This window comes from Pseudomonas fontis, assembly GCF_028656955.1.
Classification (GTDB): domain Bacteria; phylum Pseudomonadota; class Gammaproteobacteria; order Pseudomonadales; family Pseudomonadaceae; genus Aquipseudomonas; species Aquipseudomonas fontis.
The window spans coordinates 203,018-221,353 of the sequence record NZ_JAMDGY010000024.1 but is presented as its reverse complement, the minus strand read 5'-3'; the positions used below and the strand labels follow the sequence as shown (position 1 = coordinate 221,353).

14 protein-coding genes are annotated in these 18,336 nt (G+C 63.7%); 2 read left to right on the top strand and 12 right to left on the bottom strand.

The genetic code is table 11. The features are described from left to right. Window positions 1-5 precede the first annotated feature (5 nt). Window positions 6-809 (top strand): hypothetical protein, encoded by an 804-nt coding sequence (locus tag M5G11_RS10450; protein WP_273909976.1) that lies wholly within the window; start codon window positions 6-8, stop codon window positions 807-809. A 9-nt stretch (window positions 810-818) separates the two neighbouring features. Here M5G11_RS10450 and M5G11_RS10445 read toward each other — a convergent pair whose 3' ends face one another. Then, entirely contained in the window at window positions 819-1,721 is a 903-nt protein-coding gene (locus M5G11_RS10445; RefSeq protein ID WP_273909975.1) for a LysR family transcriptional regulator, read from the bottom strand. 121 nt (window positions 1,722-1,842) lie between these two features. On the opposite strand from M5G11_RS10445, the gene M5G11_RS10440 reads away from it, so the two are divergent. Next, complete coding sequence (locus tag M5G11_RS10440) at window positions 1,843-3,105, top strand: MFS transporter (protein ID WP_273909974.1); 1,263 nt, start codon at window positions 1,843-1,845, stop codon at window positions 3,103-3,105. Window positions 3,106-3,194: 89 nt separating this feature from the next. Here M5G11_RS10440 and M5G11_RS10435 read toward each other — a convergent pair whose 3' ends face one another. The 11 genes from M5G11_RS10435 to pilM all read right to left on the bottom strand — a co-directional run bounded on the left by M5G11_RS10435 (window position 3,195) and on the right by pilM (window position 18,183). Continuing rightward, window positions 3,195-3,542: a YgiW/YdeI family stress tolerance OB fold protein gene (locus M5G11_RS10435; protein WP_273909973.1), complete on the bottom strand. Its 348-nt coding sequence runs from the start codon at window positions 3,540-3,542 to the stop codon at window positions 3,195-3,197. Window positions 3,543-3,653: 111 nt separating this feature from the next. Then, window positions 3,654-4,718, bottom strand: a complete 1,065-nt coding sequence (gene hemE / locus M5G11_RS10430; protein ID WP_273909972.1) for a uroporphyrinogen decarboxylase — start codon at window positions 4,716-4,718, stop codon at window positions 3,654-3,656. Between the two features lie 199 nt (window positions 4,719-4,917). Then, window positions 4,918-6,336: an FAD-dependent oxidoreductase gene (locus M5G11_RS10425; protein WP_273909971.1), complete on the bottom strand. Its 1,419-nt coding sequence runs from the start codon at window positions 6,334-6,336 to the stop codon at window positions 4,918-4,920. Between the two features lie 32 nt (window positions 6,337-6,368). Continuing rightward, the gene (gltB, locus tag M5G11_RS10420) at window positions 6,369-10,814 is read right to left on the bottom strand and encodes a glutamate synthase large subunit (RefSeq protein ID WP_273909970.1); all 4,446 of its coding nucleotides are present in this window, start codon (window positions 10,812-10,814) and stop codon (window positions 6,369-6,371) included. A gap of 365 nt (window positions 10,815-11,179) precedes the next feature. Further along, complete coding sequence (locus tag M5G11_RS10415; RefSeq protein WP_273909969.1) at window positions 11,180-12,790, bottom strand: AAA family ATPase; 1,611 nt, start codon at window positions 12,788-12,790, stop codon at window positions 11,180-11,182. Between the two features lie 15 nt (window positions 12,791-12,805). Further along, a complete protein-coding gene (gene aroB / locus M5G11_RS10410) occupies window positions 12,806-13,903 on the bottom strand; it encodes a 3-dehydroquinate synthase (protein ID WP_273909968.1) in 1,098 nt (365 codons plus the stop codon). Between the two features lie 100 nt (window positions 13,904-14,003). Then, a complete protein-coding gene (gene aroK / locus M5G11_RS10405) occupies window positions 14,004-14,522 on the bottom strand; it encodes a shikimate kinase AroK (RefSeq protein ID WP_273909967.1) in 519 nt (172 codons plus the stop codon). 4 nt (window positions 14,523-14,526) lie between these two features. Then, the gene (locus M5G11_RS10400; RefSeq protein WP_273910054.1) at window positions 14,527-15,792 is read right to left on the bottom strand and encodes a type IV pilus secretin PilQ; all 1,266 of its coding nucleotides are present in this window, start codon (window positions 15,790-15,792) and stop codon (window positions 14,527-14,529) included. 62 nt (window positions 15,793-15,854) lie between these two features. Further along, a complete protein-coding gene (locus M5G11_RS10395) occupies window positions 15,855-16,769 on the bottom strand; it encodes a pilus assembly protein PilP (RefSeq protein ID WP_273909966.1) in 915 nt (304 codons plus the stop codon). Then, complete coding sequence (locus M5G11_RS10390; protein WP_273909965.1) at window positions 16,766-17,314, bottom strand: PilN domain-containing protein; 549 nt, start codon at window positions 17,312-17,314, stop codon at window positions 16,766-16,768. Before M5G11_RS10390 ends, M5G11_RS10395 begins: the two co-directional genes overlap by 4 nt. Further along, window positions 17,314-18,183: a type IV pilus biogenesis protein PilM gene (gene pilM, locus M5G11_RS10385; RefSeq protein ID WP_273909964.1), complete on the bottom strand. Its 870-nt coding sequence runs from the start codon at window positions 18,181-18,183 to the stop codon at window positions 17,314-17,316. The genes M5G11_RS10390 and pilM overlap by 1 nt, the downstream gene beginning before the upstream one ends. Window positions 18,184-18,336: the final 153 nt, after the last annotated feature.

The window sequence follows — 18,336 nt, the reverse complement described above, 5'->3', positions numbered from 1 at the left end:
AAGGAATGACTCGGATTCACCGCATCGCCGCCCTGCTGGGGCTGGCCTTGATCCTCGGCGGCTGCACCAGCAAGCCGGTGTACAACGCTCGCGAAGACTTCTCCAAGGAACTGGGCTTCACCAACGACCAGATGAGCCGCGCCATCGTCACCGCCCTGCATGACCGCCAATGGGTCGTGCAGTCGGTCAAGCCAGGCATGGTCAAGGCGGCGATCACTATCCGCGGCAAACACCACGCAGAAGTCAACATTCCGTACACCCCGACCTCCTTCGAAGTGGTGTACCGCAGCAGCTGGGGCCTGGATTACAAGAACGGCAACATCCATGGCAACTACAACCGCTGGGTCAACAACCTGCGCGACAACGTGCTCAAGCAGTTGCAGTTCGACCCGAACATCGAATACGTGAACAACCTGGGCATCATCAACCAGGGAGTCGATGCGCCCACCCTGCTGAGCTTTCGCGAAGGCGTCAAACGCGCCACCGACGCCGGCCTGCTCGACGGTAGCGTGACCTTCTACCTCGCCGGGCAAGCGCTGCCGATGCAGGTGCGCACCTTGCAGACCGTCAGTAGCAGCCGCAAGACCAACGGTTCCAACAAGTCGGATGCCGATGCCTGCTACTGGGCCTTGCAATCGGCCCTGGCCAACCTGCAGAAAGCGGCCAAGGAAGCCGACGCCAACGCGGTGGTCAATATCGCCAGCGTCGATCAGCGCAACGTCTTCAAGGACCCGGAGAAGTTCCAGTGCCGTGCCGGCATGCTGGTCTCCAGCGTTGCCCTGCGCGGCGACCTGGCCCACGTCGACTGACCGCGGGCCTCACCCGGGCGGGCGCACCTCGCGCCCGCCCAGCAGCGCGACAAAGGCGGCCGCCATCGCCGACGACGACTCACGTCGCTGCACCTGCCACACGGCCGTGACCGCGTCCGGGTCGAGCAACGTGCGATAGACCACCCCGTCGATGCGCATGCGCTGGAACGACGCCGGCAACACCGACACCCCCAACCCCGCCGAGACCAAGCCGATGATGGTCATCGCCTCGCTCGCCTCCTGGGCGAAATGCGGGCTGAACCCGGCAGTGCGCGCCAGGCTCAGCAGCTGCGCATACAGGCCGCTGCCGTAGCTGCGCGGGAAGAACACGAACGGCTCGGCGGCCAGCGCCGCCATGTACACCCCGCCCTCACTGCCCTCGGCCAGCGGGTGCTCGGCATTGATCACCGCCACCAGCGGCTCGCGGAACAGTTCGGTGGCGACCAGGCTGTCGGGCAACGGCAAGGGCCGCATCAGGCCGACTTCAATGCGTTCATCGAGCAGGGCATCGGCCACCGCCTGGCTGCTCATTTCCTTGAGGTGCAGGTGCACCGCCGGAAAGCGCTGGCGGAACGCGTTGATCGCCTTGGGGATGCTCGAATTGAACGGTGCGGACGAGGTGAAGCCGATTTTCAGTTCACCCAGCTCGCCCAGTTGCGCACGCCGCGCGACGTCAGCGGCCTTGTCGACCTGGGCCAGCACCAGGCGGGCCTCTTCCAGGAACAATCGCCCCGCTTCGCTCAGTTCCACTCGTCGGTTGGTGCGTTCGAACAGGCGCGCACCCAGCTCGTGCTCCAGCGCCTGGATCTGCTGGCTCAGGGGCGGCTGGGAGATCCCCAGCAACTGCGCGGCCCGGCCAAAATGCAGCTCTTGGGCGACAGCGATGAAGTAGCGCAGGTGTCGCAGTTCCATGGCGGCTCCATTAGGTCGTACAACGTCTTAAACAGGTCGAACAATATATTGGAAATGATCATTAGCCAGCTATATGCTTTTTTCACTGCCTGAATGGCCGTAGCCCCTTCCGAGGTCATCCGTGAAAACTGCTGTAGCGCCACACGCCCATGAAGTCCCGCCTGCTGCGGCCGATGTCGCGCCCGCCACCCTGAACGACAGCTGGATCGAGAAAGGCACGCCGGCCTTCATGCGCACGGTGCTGGCGTTGTTCTGCGGCGGCTTTGCCACCTTCGCCCTGCTCTACTGCGTGCAGCCGATGATGCCGCTGCTGTCCCGCGAGTTTTCCATCAATGCGGCGCAGAGCAGCCTGGTGCTGTCGGTGTCGACCGGGTTGCTGGCAATCGGGCTGCTGGTTACCGGGCCGATTTCCGACCGTATCGGGCGCAAGCAGGTGATGGTCGCGGCGCTGTTCTGCGCGGCGCTGAGCACCCTGGCCAGCGCCATGATGCCGACCTGGGAAGGCGTGCTGGCGATGCGCGCGCTGGTCGGCTTGTCGCTCAGCGGCCTGGCGGCGGTGGCGATGACCTACCTGAGCGAAGAGATCCACCCGCAGCACATCGGCCTGGCCATGGGCTTGTACATCGGCGGCAACGCCATTGGCGGGATGAGCGGGCGGTTGATTACCGGGGTGTTGATCGATTTTGTCAGCTGGCACACGGCGATGCTGGTGATTGGTGGCCTGGCGCTGATTGCGGCGGGGGTGTTCTGGAAGATCCTCCCGGAGTCGCGCAACTTCCGCCCGCGCGCGATGAACCCGCGCAGCCTGCTCGATGGCTTTACCCAGCATTTTCGTGACGCCGGGCTGCCGTGGCTGTTCCTCGAGGCGTTCCTGCTGATGGGCGCGTTCGTCACCCTGTTCAACTACATCGGCTATCGCCTGCTGGCCGAGCCGTACCACATGAACCAGGCGCTGGTGGGGCTGTTGTCGGTGGTGTACCTGTCGGGCATCTACAGCTCGGCGCAGATTGGTGCGCTGGCCGACAAGCTGGGCCGGCGCCGGGTGTTCTGGGGCACCATCGTGCTGATGTTCAGTGGTTTGCTGCTGACCCTGCTCACCCCGCTGCCAGTGGTGATCATCGGCATGCTGATCTTCACCTTCGGCTTCTTTGGCGCGCATTCGGTGGCCAGTAGCTGGATTGGGCGCAGGGCGACCACGGCCAAGGGGCAGGCGTCGTCGTTGTACCTGTTCAGTTACTACGCGGGGTCGAGCGTGGCCGGGACGGCCGGTGGGGTGTTCTGGCATTACGCCGGGTGGAACGGAATCGGGGTGTTCATTGGCAGCTTGCTGGTGGTGGCGCTGATGGTGGCGCTGCGGTTGAGCAAGTTGCCTGCAAAGAGCTAGGGCCGCTGTGCGGCCCATCGCCGGCAAGGCCGGCTCCCACAGAATGCATTCCACACCTGTGGGAGCCGGCCTTGCCGGCGATGCCTTTATCAGTTGATGATCTCAACCAGGTCCACATCAATCTCGCGCTTCAACAAGCCCTTCTCGACCTCACCGGTCAATTTCACCTTGGTCTTCTCGTTGAAGGCCACCGCTGGCAGGTCTTCGTTGTCGATCTCGACGGTGATGGTGCCGCTGGCATCCTTGAACTCGTACTTGTCGTCGTTATCCAGCTTCTGGGTCACGAAGCCTTGCAGCACCACCGGGGTGTCGTCAGCGGCGTCATTGGCGGCCGCCACGGTGGTGATCGCCTGAGCGCCAGGGCCGGTGTAACCGGTGGCCAGGACAGCAGTGCTGAACAGTGGGGCCAACAGCAGAGCAAGGTAACGGGTTTTCATGGCAGTCATCCAGGTAGGTTTTGATGAAGCCAGATTACCCACCCCAACTGAATTCAAGCTTAATCCGCACGCCCACAAAAAAGCCCGGCATCTGCCGGGCTTCTTGAGGTGTTACTGGTGGTACTGCGCCGAGAACTCGTGCACGGCGTTGATGAACACGCCGGCATGCTCCGGGTCGACTTCCGGGGTGATGCCATGGCCCAGGTTGAACACATGCCCCGAACCCTTGCCGTAGCTGGCGAGGATGCGCGCCACTTCGCTGCGGATGGCTTCAGGCTTGGCGTAGAGCACGGTCGGGTCCATGTTGCCTTGCAGGGCAACCTGGTTGCCAACGCGCTGACGCGCTTCGCCAAGGTCGCAGGTCCAGTCCAGGCCCAGCGCATCCGCGCCGGCCTCGGCAATGCTTTCCAGCCACAGGCCGCCGTTCTTGGTGAAGAGGATCACCGGCACCTTGCGCCCTTCGTGCTCGCGGATCAGGCCGCTGACGATCTTGCGCATGTAGGCCAGGGAGAACTCCTGGTATGCCGCCGCCGACAGGTTGCCGCCCCAGGTGTCGAAGATCTGCACCGCTTGCGCACCGGCAAGGATCTGCCCGTTGAGGTAGCTGGTGACCGACTGGGCCAGCTTGTCCAGCAGCAGGTGCATGGCCTGCGGGTTGTCGTAGAGCATGGCCTTGGTCTTGCGGAAGTCTTTCGACGAGCCGCCTTCGACCATGTAGGTGGCCAGGGTCCATGGGCTGCCGGCAAAGCCGATCAACGGTACGCGACCGTTCAGCTCGCGGCGGATGGTGCTGACTGCGTCCATGACGTAGCCCAGGTCCTTTTGCGGGTCCGGGATCGGCAGGGCCTCGATGTCGGCCAGGGTGCTGATGACTTTCTTGAAGCGCGGGCCTTCGCCGGTCTCGAAGTACAGGCCTTGGCCCATGGCATCGGGAATGGTGAGGATGTCCGAGAAGAGGATCGCGGCGTCCAGCGGGTAGCGGTCCAGCGGCTGCATGGTCACTTCGCAGGCGAACTGCGGGTTCATGCACAGGCTCATGAAGTCACCGGCATTGGCACGGCTGGCGCGGTATTCCGGCAAGTAGCGGCCGGCTTGGCGCATCATCCAGACAGGCGTGACGTCTACGGGTTGCTTGAGCAGTGCACGCAGGAAACGATCGTTCTTCAGGGCAGTCATGTCGGCATCCGGAAAAAAAGTGCGGGCATTTTCTCAGACACCAACAGAAAAGGCACGGTAAGAGCCGTGCCTTTTGTCTATCGGTATGCGGTAGGTCAATAGATTTTGCAAAAGCATCGCCGGCAAGGCTGGCCCCCACAGTGCTCCCCGTATCACCTGGAACCCCGTGGGAGCCGGCGTTGCCGGCGATCTGGCCGGGTCAGAGACCCAGGTAATCCATGATCCCCTCAGCCGCATTACGCCCTTCAAAGATCGCCGTCACCACCAGATCCGACCCGCGCACCATGTCGCCACCGGCGAAGATCTTCGGGTTGCTGGTCTGGTGCTTGTAGGTGTTCTTCTCCGGTGCCACCACGCGGCCCTGGCTATCGAGCTGGATGCTGAACTGCTCGAACCATGGCGCCGGGCTTGGACGGAAGCCGAAAGCGATGACCACGGCATCAGCCGGGATGATCTCTTCGGAACCCGGAATCGGCTCCGGGCTGCGGCGGCCACGGGCATCCGGCTCGCCGAGACGGGTCTCGACCACCTTCACGCCTTCCACCTTGTCTTCACCGACAATCGCAATCGGCTGGCGGTTGTAGAGGAACTTCACCCCTTCTTCCTTGGCGTTCTTCACCTCTTTGCGCGAACCCGGCATGTTCGCCTCGTCACGCCGGTAGGCACAGGTCACCGCCTTGGCACCCTGGCGAATGGAGGTGCGGTTGCAGTCCATCGCGGTGTCACCACCGCCCAGTACCACGACCTTCTTGCCCTTCATGTCGACGAAATCTTCCGGCGACTTTTCAAAGCCCAGGTTGCGGTTGACGTTGGCCACCAGGAAGTCCAGCGCGTCATGCACGCCCGGCAGGTCTTCGCCCGGGAAACCGCCCTTCATGTAGGTGTAGGTGCCCATGCCCATGAACACCGCATCGAACTCTTCGAGCAGTTGTTCCATGGAGATGTCCTTGCCCACCTCGGTGTTCAGGCGGAACTCGATGCCCATGCCGGTGAAGACTTCGCGGCGATTGCTCAGCACGGTCTTTTCCAGCTTGAACTCGGGGATGCCGAAGGTCAGCAAGCCACCGATTTCCGGGTTGCGGTCGAACACCACCGGGGCCACCCCGCCGCGCACCAGCACGTCGGCACAGCCCAGGCCTGCCGGGCCGGCGCCGATGATCGCGACACGCTTGCCGGTCGGCTTGACCTTGGACATGTCCGGGCGCCAGCCCATGGCGAAGGCGGTATCGGTGATGTACTTCTCCACCGAACCGATGGTCACCGCACCGAAGCCGTCGTTGAGGGTGCAGGCACCCTCGCACAGGCGGTCTTGCGGGCACACCCGGCCGCACACTTCCGGCAGGGTGTTGGTCTGGTGCGACAGTTCTGCCGCCGCCAGGATGTTGCCCTCGGACACCAGCTTCAACCAGTTGGGAATGAAGTTGTGCACCGGGCACTTCCATTCGCAATACGGGTTGCCACAGCCCAGGCAGCGGTGGGCCTGTTCGGCCGACTGCTGGGGTTTGAAGGGCTCGTAGATCTCGACGAACTCTTTCTTGCGTTGGCGCAACAGCTTCTTCTTCGGATCTTTGCGCCCGACCTCGATGAACTGGAAGTCATTACTCAGACGTTCAGCCATGTTCACTACCTCACAAACTCTTCAGGCGCATATCACTGCGGGTTGGCACGGGTGCTGGACAGCAGGTTCTTCAGGCTTGCCGCCTTCGGCTTGACCAGCCAGAAGCGACGCACGTAATCGTCCAGGTTTTCCCAGAGCTCACGACCCCATTCACTGCCCGTTTCTTCGACGTATTCGGCTAGCACGCGCGACAGGTGGCTACGGTAAGCCTCCATCGCCTCGCCGCTGATACGCTGGATTTCCACCAGTTCGTGGTTGACCTTGTCAACGAAGCTGTTGTCCTGGTCGAGCACGTAGGCGAAACCACCGGTCATCCCGGAACCGAAGTTGTAACCGGTCTTGCCCAGCACGCAGACAAAGCCACCGGTCATGTATTCACAGCAGTGATCGCCGGTGCCTTCGACGATGGTGTGGGCACCGGAGTTGCGCACAGCGAAGCGTTCGCCTGCGGTGCCGGCGGCGAACAGCTTGCCGCCGGTTGCGCCGTACAGGCAGGTGTTGCCGACAATCGCGGTGTGCTGCGTGGCAAACGGGCTGCCCGCAGGCGGCACGATCACCAGCTTGCCACCGGTCATGCCTTTGCCGACGTAGTCGTTGGCATCACCTTCGAGGTACATGTTCAGGCCACCGGCGTTCCACACGCCGAAGCTCTGCCCAGCGGTGCCTTTGAAGCGGAAGGTCAATGGCGCCTTGGCCATGCCCTGGTTGCCGTGCAGGCGGGCAATTTCGCCAGAGATCCGCGCGCCGATGGAACGGTCGCAGTTGCAGATATCCATGGCGAACTCACCACCGGACATGTCGCGGATGGCCGGCAAGGCCATCTGCACCATCTTCTCGGCCAGCACACCCTTGTCGAACGGCGGGTTGCGCTCCACGCCGCAGAACTGCGGCTTGTCGGCCGGCACGTGCGGGCTGCCGAGCAGCGGGCTGAGGTCCAGGTGCTTCTGCTTCTCGGTTTCACCCGGGAGCATTTCCAGCAGGTCGGTACGCCCGATCAACTCGCCAAGGCTGCGCACGCCCAGCTTGGCCAGCCATTCACGGGTTTCTTCGGCGACGTAGGTGAAGAAGTTCACCACCATGTCGACGGTGCCGATGTAGTGATCCTTGCGCAGCTTGTCGTTCTGCGTGGCGACGCCGGTGGCGCAGTTGTTCAGGTGACAGATACGCAGGTATTTGCAGCCCAGGGCGATCATCGGCGCGGTACCGAAGCCGAAGCTTTCGGCGCCGAGGATGGCGGCCTTGATCACGTCCAGGCCGGTTTTCAGGCCACCGTCGGTCTGCACCCGGACCTTGCCGCGCAAGTCGTTGCCGCGCAGGGTCTGGTGGGTTTCGGCCAGGCCGAGCTCCCACGGTGCACCGGCATACTTGATCGAGGTCAGCGGCGATGCGCCGGTACCGCCGTCGTAGCCGGAAATGGTGATCAGGTCGGCATAGGCCTTGGCCACGCCGGCAGCAATGGTGCCGACGCCGGCTTCCGCTACCAGCTTGACCGAGACCAGCGCCTGCGGGTTGACCTGCTTGAGGTCGAAGATCAATTGCGAGAGGTCTTCGATCGAGTAGATGTCATGGTGCGGCGGTGGCGAGATCAGCGTCACGCCAGGCACCGCGTAGCGCAGCTTGGCGATCAGGCCGTTGACCTTGCCGCCTGGCAGCTGGCCGCCTTCGCCCGGCTTGGCGCCCTGGGCGACCTTGATCTGCAGCACTTCGGCGTTGACCAGGTACTCGGGGGTGACACCGAAACGACCGGTGGCGACCTGTTTTATTTTCGAGCTGCGGATGGTGCCGTAGCGCGCCGGGTCTTCGCCGCCTTCACCGGAGTTGGAGCGTGCGCCCAGGCGGTTCATCGCCTCGGCCAGCGCTTCGTGGGCTTCCGGCGACAGCGCGCCCAGGGAGATACCGGCCGAGTCGAAGCGCTTGAGGATGGCCTCCAGCGGTTCGATCTCTTCCAGCGCCAACGGCTGGTCGGCGACCTTGACCTTGAGCAGGTCGCGGATCATCGACACCGGGCGCGTATCGACCAGCGCGGTGTATTCCTTGAACTTGGCGTAGTCGCCCTGCTGCACGGCGGCTTGCAGGGTGTTGACCACGTCCGGGTTGTAGGCGTGGTATTCGCCACCGTGGACGAACTTCAGCAGGCCCCCTTGCTGGATCGGCTTGCGCGGGCTCCAGGCTTCGGCGGCGAGCAGCTTCTGCTCGTTCTCGATGTCGACAAAGCGTGCGCCTTTGAGGCGGCTGGCAACCCCACGGAAGCTCAGCTCGACGACTTCTTCGGAGAGGCCAACCGCTTCGAACAGCTGGGCGCCACGGTAGGAACCGACGGTGGAGATACCCATCTTCGAGAGGATCTTCAGCAGGCCCTTGGAGATGCCTTTGCGGTAGTACTTGAACACCTCGTCCAGATCACCCAGCACTTCGCCGGTACGGATCAGGTCAGCCAGCACTTCATAGGCCAGGTACGGGTACACCGCCGAGGCGCCGAAACCGATCAGCACGGCGAAGTGATGCGGGTCCCGCGCGGTAGCGGTTTCGACCAGGATGTTGCTGTCGCAACGCAGGCCCAGTTCGGTCAGGCGGTGATGCACTGCCCCCACGGCCAGCGAGGCATGCGCCGGCAGCTTGCCCGGGGCAATGTGACGGTCGCTCAGCACCAGCTGGGTCTTGCCGCTGCGCACGGCTTCTTCGGCCTGGTCGGCGATGTTGCGCACGGCCGCTTCAAGGCCAATGCTCTCGTCGTAGTTCAGGTCGATCAGCTGGCGCTCGAAGCCTGGGCGGTCGAGGTTCATCAGCGAACGCCACTTGGCCGGGGAAATGACCGGCGAGCTGAGGATCACGCGCGAGGCGTGCTCCGGCGACTCCTGGAAGATGTTGCGCTCGGCACCGAGGCAGATCTCCAGCGACATGACGATGGCTTCGCGCAGCGGGTCGATCGGCGGGTTGGTGACCTGCGCGAACTGCTGGCGGAAGTAGTCGAAGGTGGAACGCACGCGCTGCGAGAGGATCGCCATCGGCGTGTCGTCGCCCATCGAGCCGACCGCTTCCTGGCCCTGCTCACCCAGTGGGCGCAGCACCTGGTCACGCTCCTCGAAGGTGACCTGGAACATCTTCATGTACTGCTTGAGCTGGTCGGTGTCGTAGCTCGCCGCGCCCTGGTCGTCGCTCAGGTCGGCCTGGATACGCAGGGCGTTCTGGCGCAACCAGCGCTTGTACGGGTGGCGTGACTTGAGGCGGTTGTCGATCGCATCGGTATCGAGGATCTGCCCGGTCTCGGTGTCCACCGCGAAGATCTGGCCCGGGCCGACACGGCCCTTGGCAATCACGTCTTCCGGCTTGTAGTCCCACACGCCGATTTCCGACGCCAGGGTGATGTAGCCGTTCTTGGTGGTGACCCAGCGCGCCGGGCGCAGGCCATTGCGGTCGAGCAGGCAGACCGCGTGGCGCCCTTCGGTCAGCACCACGCCGGCCGGGCCGTCCCACGCTTCCATGTGCATGGAGTTGTATTCGTAGAACGCACGCAGGTCGGCGTCCATGGTCTCGACGTTCTGCCACGCCGGCGGAATGATCATGCGCACGCCACGGAACAGGTCGATGCCGCCGGTAACCATCAGCTCGAGCATGTTGTCCATGCTCGAGGAGTCGGAACCGACGCGGTTGACCAGTGGGCCGAGCTCTTCAAGATCAGGGATCAGTTCGTTGGCGAACTTGGTCCGCCGCGCCTGGGCCCAGTTGCGGTTGCCGGTAATGGTGTTGATCTCGCCGTTGTGGGCGAGGAAGCGGAACGGCTGCGCCAGCGGCCATTTCGGCAGGGTGTTGGTGGAGAAGCGCTGGTGGAACACGCAGATCGCGGTTTGCAGGCGCTCGTCACCCAGGTCTGGATAGAAGGCGGCGAGGTCCGCCGGCATCATCAGGCCTTTGTAGATGATGGTCTTGTGCGAAAAGCTGCAGATGTAGTGATCGCTGTCGGCGGCGTTGGCCACGGACGAGCGACGACGGGAGCTGAACAGCTTGATCGCAAAATCCTGATCGCTCAGGCCTTCACCGCCCACAAACACCTGCTCGATCTGCGGCAGGCGTTCCAGGGCCAGGCGGCCGAGGACGCTGGTGTCGATCGGCACCTTGCGCCAGCCCACCAATTGCAGGCCAGCGGCGAGGATCTCGCGGTTCATGTTTTCGCGGGCCGCTTCGGCTTTGGCGGTGTCCTGATTGAAGAACACCATGCCGACCGCGTACTGCTTGGGCAGTTCACAGCCGAAGGTTTCCTGGGCAATCGCGCGCAGGAATTGATCGGGCTTCTGCATGAGCAGACCACAGCCGTCGCCGGTCTTGCCGTCGGCGTTGATCCCACCGCGGTGGGTCATGCAGGTCAGGGCCTCGATGGCCGTTGTCAGAAGGTGGTGGCTGGGTTCGCCCGTCATGTGGGCAATCAGGCCGAAACCACAGTTATCCTTGAATTCTTCGGGATGGTACAGACCTGTTTTCATAGACACTTTCTCACCAGGTTCGCCTCTCACCAAGGCAAATCTCTTTTTAGTACAACCACTTACCATCCACGCCGAACGTATGCCAGCTTTGCGGGGGCAAAAGTGAAGCCATTGTTGCACAGCGACAGTTGCGCTCACAAATTTACTGACGAATCAGTGACAATTCATGTCGCTTTTTTGAATGTTTTTAAACCAAGTGTCGTGATAGCGACATGGCTTGAGTCTGAAGCGTTTCAGCCTGAACTGCAAGGTGGCTTGTGGCCGGCAGTCTGGGACAGAAAAGCCTGCCGCGTTAAGACGCAGCAGGCTTGACCGGGAGTCAGGAGTCGCTCAGCAGGTGGCGGGGGTAGTGCCACCAGGCTATTTCAGCGGGTCGTGGCCAGATCTTGTTGGACGCTGGCAACGGTACGTGGCCAAGGTTTACCAGCCTGGACCTTGGCTGGCAAGGCCTTGATTGCAGCGAGGGCTGCATCGCGGCTGGAGAAGCTGCCGTAGGTGATCACGTACAGCGGCTTGCCCTGCAGGACTTTCTTGAAGTAGCGATAGTCGCCACCCTGGGCCTTTACGTAGGCCTGGGCGGTGGCTTCGGAGCTGGTGCCGAGGATCTGCACCACGTAGTTGCCCGGTGCCTGACCGGAGTACCAACCACCACCTGTTGCGCCCGCAGCTGGCTTGGCCGCGACTTTTTCGGCAGGTTTTTCGGCCGGTTTCGGGGCCGGCTTGGCCGTTGCGACCTGGGTCGGCGCAGGCTTGGCAACAGGTGCAACCGGCTTCACGGGCGCGGTTGCAACAGGTTGATGCACAGGTGCAACTGGCTGCGCTGGAGTCGGCGCCGGGCCAGCCTCGACACCGGCTGGCGGTGCGATGGTGGTGACCGTTGGCGGCTGCAGGGCGGTGTTGGCGGCCGGTGCAGATTCTTCACCGTCGCCCATGCCGGCGGCTTCAGCCAGCGGGCCGCGCATGACCGGTTGGGACTGACCGACCAGCGGCAGCGGCATCGGCTGGGAAGAGCCGGCGAACTCGATGGCCGGGCCACCGTTGTTGGATTGTGCAGCACCCGGCTTGCCCTGCCCCAGAGGCAGTTGGGCCTGCTCGGCCGGCGCGGTGGCGGGCGCCTGATCGCCCTTCTTGGGCATCAGGACGGCGGCGGCGACGGCGACAACCACCACAGCAGACAGCGCCAGCACGTGTTTCTTAGGCATATTGAACCCCATTGATGGTCGCTTAACCGTGGTACGGCTGGCGATCATGGCTTCGATCATGGTGTCTCGGGCGACCTGGTTGATAGCCCCCGGCCAGCCGTCCGAGTTTTCGTGGATATCGGTGATCTGCTCGCTGGTGAACACCTCGATGCCGCGACCTGCACCTTCCAGACGTTGCTCCAGGTATTCCCGGGTTTCGTCTTCGCTATAAGGCTGCAGCTCGATGACATGGAAGCGTTCCTGCTCAGTCTCGAATACCTCAAGACCGGCAATCAGCGATGGCTCACCGAACAGGAACACGTGCGGACGCCCTTCCGGGGTGCCCGTCGCCAGTTCCAGCAAGGCTTGGAGTGCCGACTCGCCAAGTTGTTCCGCATCGTCGACCAGCAAATAGACTTCCTGGCCGGTCAGGGCCAGTTGCACTACCTGGGCGAGGATTTCCGGCACTTCGGCCGTGGCGACATTCAACGACTGGGCCACCTGGCCCAGCACGGCAGCAGCATCACTGGCACCACGTGCCGAGACCACCACGCTTTGCACCGACTGCTTGTTGGTGCTGGCCACCAGGGCCTGGCGCAGCAAGGTCTTGCCGCTGCCCTGCGGCCCGGTGACCACCAGCAGCAGCTGGCTGTAGCGGGCGAGGTGGTGCAGCTGGCCGAGTACCGGCTTGCGTTGGGCGGGGAAGAACTTGAAGCCCGGCACCCGCGCGGCAAAGGGGTCGTGGCTCAACTGGTAATGGCCGAGAAAGGCCTCGTCGGCATGCAAACTAGTCATGAACTCTCATCAACCTCAAAGCGGGGCCACGATCGCGCGGTAATCCGCGGCCAGCGTGGCCTGAAGAATCTCTTGCGGATAGTCGTCGGTGACCACCGCTTCGCCCATGTGGCGCAGCAGGACCAGACGCAGACGACCATCGAGCACTTTCTTGTCGACCGACATGTGTTGCATGAACTGCGACGCGGTCATTTCCTGTGGCGGCACTACCGGCAAGCCAGCGCGCTGGAACAGGCGAATGCCACGGTCCCGCTCGTCCTGGCTGATCCAGCCCAGGCGCATGGACATTTCCAGCGCCATCACCGTGCCCGCCGCCACGGCTTCACCGTGTAGCCACACACCATAGCCCATGTGGGTCTCGATCGCGTGGCCGAAGGTGTGCCCCAGGTTCAGCGTGGCGCGCACGCCGGTCTCGCGTTCATCGGCGCCGACCACCGCAGCCTTGGCCTGGCAGGAACGCTGGATGGCTTCGGTGAGGGCAACCTGGTCCAGGTTGCGCAGGGCATCGACGTTGGCTTCGAGCCAGGTCAGGAAAGGTTTGTCACAGATCAGGCCGTACTTGATCACTTCGGCCAGGCCCGCCGACAGTTCGCGCGGCGGCAGGGTCTTGAGGCTTGCCGTGTCGATCAGCACCGCATTGGGCTGATAGAAGGCGCCGACCATGTTCTTGCCCAGCGGGTGGTTGATGCCGGTCTTGCCGCCCACCGAGGAGTCGACCTGGGACAGCAGCGTGGTCGGCACCTGGATGAAGTCCACGCCTCGCTGGTAGCACGCGGCGGCAAAGCCGGCCATGTCGCCGATCACCCCGCCACCCAGGGCTACCACGGTGGTACGACGGTCGTGCCGCGCGGTCAGCAGGGCATCGAAAACAAGCTGCAGGGTTTCCCAGTTCTTGTATGCCTCGCCGTCCGGCAACACCACTGGCAGCACCTTGTAGGCACCCAGGGTCTTGCTCAGGCGTTCCATATACAGGGGCGCGACGGTCTCGTTGGAAACGATGGCAACCTGGCGACCGGCAATATGCGGCGCCAACAGTTCGGGCTGATCCAGCAAGCCTTCACCGATGTAGATCGGGTAGCTACGTTCGCCCAGTTCGACCTTAAGTGTCTGCATGTTTCCCCACAAAGAACAAAGGCGCAGGGTCGAAGGCTCGACCTGCGTGGTAACGATGTGCCCTGTCACGGCATGACTGGTCGCCGAGGATAGTCATGCGTCAGCGGGGCGGCAACTGCTGCAAGCGCTCCAGAATATCCAGCACCACCATGCGGGGTGGCCGTTCGTCGGTTTCCACCACCAGGTCGGCGATCTCGCGGTAAAGCGGGTCGCGCAGCTCCAGCAGGGCACGCAGGGTGGCCTCCGGGTTGGCGGTGCGCAGCAGCGGACGATTGCGGTCGCGGGCGGTACGCCCGACCTGTTGTTCGACCGAGGCGTGCAGGTAGATGACCCGTCCGCCGGCGTGCAGCGCCCGGCGGTTGGCTTCGCGCATGACGGCGCCACCACCGGTGGCCAGAACGACGCCATCGGCGGCGCAGAGCTCGGCAATCATGGCCTGCTCGCGATCACGGAAACCGGGCTCGCCTTCCTTGTCGAAAATCCACGGAATATTGGCGCCCGTGCGCAATTCAATTTCCTTGTCGGAATCCTTGAATGGCAGGCGCAGCTCTTTGGCCAGCAAGCGGCCGATGGTGCTCTTACCGGCACCCATCGGCCCTACAAGTATCAAATTTCGCACAGAATCAACGACTCACAGCAATCGCCTGGTCACTCATGATACGCGGAGTCAGGAAGACCAGCAGCTTGGATTTTTTCTCTTGAACCACAGCGCGCCGAAACAGCCGCCCAACATACGGCACATCGCCTAAAAATGGCACCTTGTCGACCACATTACTTTGCACCGTCGAGTACACGCCACCAATCACGATGGTCTCGCCATCGGCCACCTGGACCTTGGACGTTACCTCGTTCTTGCGGATCGGCGGCACATTGTTGAGGGCATTGAGGTAGTCGGGCTCATCCTTGGTGACCTTGACGGCCATGATCACCCGGTTGTCGCTGGTGATCTGCGGGGTCACCTCCAGCGACAGCGACGCCTCGCGGAAGGTGGTCGAGGTGGTGCCGTTGGCGCCGGACTCCTGGTACGGCACTTCGGTGCCCTTGAGGATGCGCGCGGTCTCCTTGTCGGCGGTGACCACCTTGGGCTGGGAGATGATCTCGCCGTTGCCGCTTTTTTCCATGGCACTGAGTTCCAGGTCGAGCAGCACGCTGTCGCGCACCAACCCGACACCAATACCGGCGCTCGCCCGCTCCACGCCCAGGTCGACGAACGGTTGCCCATCGCCTGCCAACCCTTTCAGGCTCGCCCCGCCGCCCAGCTTCAGCAGGCCGCCCCAGCGCACCCCCAAGTGCTTTTCGTAATCGACATTGGCCTCGACGATGCGCGCCTCGATCATCACCTGGCGCACCGGCACATCCAGCTGGCTCACCAGTTGGCGCAAGGCAGCCAGGCGCTCGGGGGTCTGGCTGGCAACCAGCGTGTTGGTACGCTCATCGACCGCCAGCCCGCCGCGCCCCTCATCGTCACCCTCGGCCAGGGCCTGGAACAGCTCGGCGATATCCGCAGCCTTGGCGTGGTTGATCGGCAGCAGCACCTGCTGCAACGGCCCCAGGCTGGGCAGCACTACCGGCATTTCACGGGTGTGTCGCCCGTAGTCAGCCAACTCCTCCAGCGGCGCGACCAGCAGCACGTTGCCGTCCAGGTGCCGGCCCAGCCCCTTGCTGCGCAACACCAGGTCCAGGGCCTGCTCCCAGGGCACCTCGTGCAAGCGCAAGGTGACCTTGCCCTGCACCGAATCACCGGCCACCAGGTTCATCCCGTGAAAATCGGCCAGCACCTGCAACACCGCGCGTACTTCGACATCCTGAAAATTCAGTGACAGCGTCTGGCCGCCCGAACGCCCCGAATCAAGCACTGCCCCTGCACCTTGTGACAGCGCCCACATCATCAACACTGCAAAACACCTGAACATCCTGTTCATTGTCGCTCTCCCTATTAATGTGCCCAGGCTCAAGGCCTGGTCTGCGGCCCACGGATGAACCGCGCCCGCTCCCACTCACCTGCATCCTGCAGGGCCAGTGGCTCAAGCAACTCGACTTGCTGTTCAGCGATGCGCACTACGCGGGCGTTTTCCTTGCCCAACACATCGCCCACGCGGGCCGGGTGCACATGCCCCGCCACGTTCAGCAAGGCGACATGCCCACGCTGATCGGCCAGGCTGCCGACCCAGGTCAACTGGTCCAGCGGGTAACGCTGCAACAGCGGGCCGGCCGCCGCCTCCATGGGTAGTACGAAGGGATCACGCAAGGATTCCGGCGCAGGCACAGCGGGGTTTGCCACAGGGCGCGGCACGCTGGATCGGTAAGCCTTGGCCAGCAGGCTCATGCGCAGCTGGCCGGGGCGCACGTCGTCGGCCGCGAGCAGCTCCAGTTCGTGCAGGGTCATCAAGGTGCTCATATCGCTCATGGCGGCGACAAAGTTGCTCAAGGCGCCATACGACCCCAACGCCTGCACGCGCAGCGGCACTTCCACCGGGAACGCCTGGCTGCGTCCTTGCAGCACGGTCAATTGCTCGAACAGCAGCCCTTGGCCGGCGTGGGAAATATCCTGCAGTAGGCCGGGCAACCCCTCCTCGTCGATCAGCGCCTCACTGCTGTACCGCAACGACGCCTGCATCGCCTCAAGCTCTCGTTCGCGAACCACGACCAGCCCGGCCTGGGTGCGTTTTTCCTCACGTTCGGCGTGCAGGTGATTACACTGCTCCATCACTTTATCGAACGTAGCCAGCACGCCACGCAGGTGCCCGACATACCCCAGGGCAATCACCACAAGCAGGCAACACCCCAGGGCCAGCGCCTTGACCGGCCATTGCCCGGCGCTCAACGCCTGCCAACCGGGGACTTTCACACTGAACATCGCGCTCATCGCCCCACCTCCCCGGCCATCGAGGCCACCAGTGCGGTGAGCTGGAACTGCTCACCCGCTGGCGTGGCCTTTATCTCCTTCAGGGTCGGCGCGGCCACCCCCGGCAGCCGTGCCAGGCCTTCAAGCAACTGCGCCACCTCAAGGCCGGAGCGCGCCACACCTGTCACCTGCAACTGCGCGCCGAGCAATTGCACGCCGGTCAGCCGCACGCCATAGGGCACCCAGCGCCCCAGTTGCACCAACCATTCGGCCAGCGGCTGACGGTCCGCGCGCAAGGCCTCGATAGCGTTCACTTGGCCAGCCAGCTCATCACGCTGGGACGTCAGTTGTGCCAGCCGTTCCAACTGCTGGTCCAGCGCGCTGATGTCTTCGCGCAGGGCGTCACTGGCAAGCTGCTGGCGCGCCTGTTCGGCTCGCACCAGATGGTCGCCGCTCAGCACCACCACGGCGCCTGCCAGCGCACACACCAGCAACGCCGCCTTGAAGCGGCGCAATGCGCGTTGGCGCTGCCATTCGCGCCAGGGCAAAAGATTGATCCGTCGCATCACTCGTCACCTCGCAGCGCCAGGCCATAGGCAACCGCCAGCTCCGGCGCGATGCCTTCACGCTGGCCAAATACCTGGGTGGGGATCCCCAGCCTGCGCTGCAACTGCTCAGCCAGCCCCGGCTCGCCGGCCTTGGCCCCGCACAGCCAGAGGCGCTCGGCAACCGCTGCCGGGTCAGCCAACAACCAGCGGTCGATCTGCTCGGCCAGCCTTTCGACCTGCACCCCGCCCGCTGCCAGGCGTATCTCGCTGCGCTGGCCGACCTGCCCGGGCGACAGCAGGTGAAACACCAGTGCATCGGCTTCCACCTGCACCATCGCCGCCCAGCCGTGCAGGCTATGCGCCAATGCACGCTGCAGGGCATGGCTGTCCAGATCGACCACCCGCGCCGTCAGGCCGGCCAGTTCCAGCACGGCCTCAAGGTTGTCGACCGCCGCCTGATGGCAGGCGCAAAAGGCTACCTCCAACGCGCCGGCATCGTCGCGACACGGCCCCATCACCTGGTAATCCAGCGCGGCTTCTTCCAGGGCAAAGGGGATGACCTGCTCGGCCTCGCGGCGCAGCCGTTCGTCGATTTCGTGGGCGCTGAGCCCTGCAGGCAGGCGTACGGTCTTGTTGATCACCGCCGACGCCGGCAGCACCACACCGGCCCGTCGATGCACCGCGCCGCTGCGGCTGAACGCGCGCTGCACGGCGGCGGCCACGGCCTCATGGTTGATGACCTGGCCGTCCACCAGCGCCCCCGGCGGCAACGCCTCGACGGCCCAGGCACGGGGCCGGCCGCGAGCCAGTTGCAGCAAACGGACCGAAGCGGGGAGAATTTCTATTCCGAGCAGTGAACCGGCGTCCTTGCCGATACGTCCAAGCATTGGCGATTCCTTTCAATATGCAGACGGTTGATGATCCCCGAGCGCCCCAAGAGCGCCCCGACTACCGCGCCTATCACGCGGTACGGTGAAAATTGCTTATAATGCCCAGCGTTTTTTTCTCGACCGCCAGCCCTGCGCTCAATCCATTTTTCA

Coding starts and splice junctions, on each gene's coding strand:
- M5G11_RS10450 (WP_273909976.1), top strand. CDS start 6: ATGACTCGGATTCACCGCATCGCCGCCCTGCTGGGGCTGGCCTTGATC.
- M5G11_RS10445 (WP_273909975.1), bottom strand. CDS start 1,721: ATGGAACTGCGACACCTGCGCTACTTCATCGCTGTCGCCCAAGAGCTG.
- M5G11_RS10435 (WP_273909973.1), bottom strand. CDS start 3,542: ATGAAAACCCGTTACCTTGCTCTGCTGTTGGCCCCACTGTTCAGCACT.
- hemE (WP_273909972.1), bottom strand. CDS start 4,718: ATGACTGCCCTGAAGAACGATCGTTTCCTGCGTGCACTGCTCAAGCAA.
- M5G11_RS10425 (WP_273909971.1), bottom strand. CDS start 6,336: ATGGCTGAACGTCTGAGTAATGACTTCCAGTTCATCGAGGTCGGGCGC.
- gltB (WP_273909970.1), bottom strand. CDS start 10,814: ATGAAAACAGGTCTGTACCATCCCGAAGAATTCAAGGATAACTGTGGT.
- M5G11_RS10415 (WP_273909969.1), bottom strand. CDS start 12,790: ATGACTAGTTTGCATGCCGACGAGGCCTTTCTCGGCCATTACCAGTTG.
- aroB (WP_273909968.1), bottom strand. CDS start 13,903: ATGCAGACACTTAAGGTCGAACTGGGCGAACGTAGCTACCCGATCTAC.
- M5G11_RS10400 (WP_273910054.1), bottom strand. CDS start 15,792: ATGATGTGGGCGCTGTCACAAGGTGCAGGGGCAGTGCTTGATTCGGGG.
- M5G11_RS10395 (WP_273909966.1), bottom strand. CDS start 16,769: ATGAGCGCGATGTTCAGTGTGAAAGTCCCCGGTTGGCAGGCGTTGAGC.
- M5G11_RS10390 (WP_273909965.1), bottom strand. CDS start 17,314: ATGCGACGGATCAATCTTTTGCCCTGGCGCGAATGGCAGCGCCAACGC.
- pilM (WP_273909964.1), bottom strand. CDS start 18,183: ATGCTTGGACGTATCGGCAAGGACGCCGGTTCACTGCTCGGAATAGAA.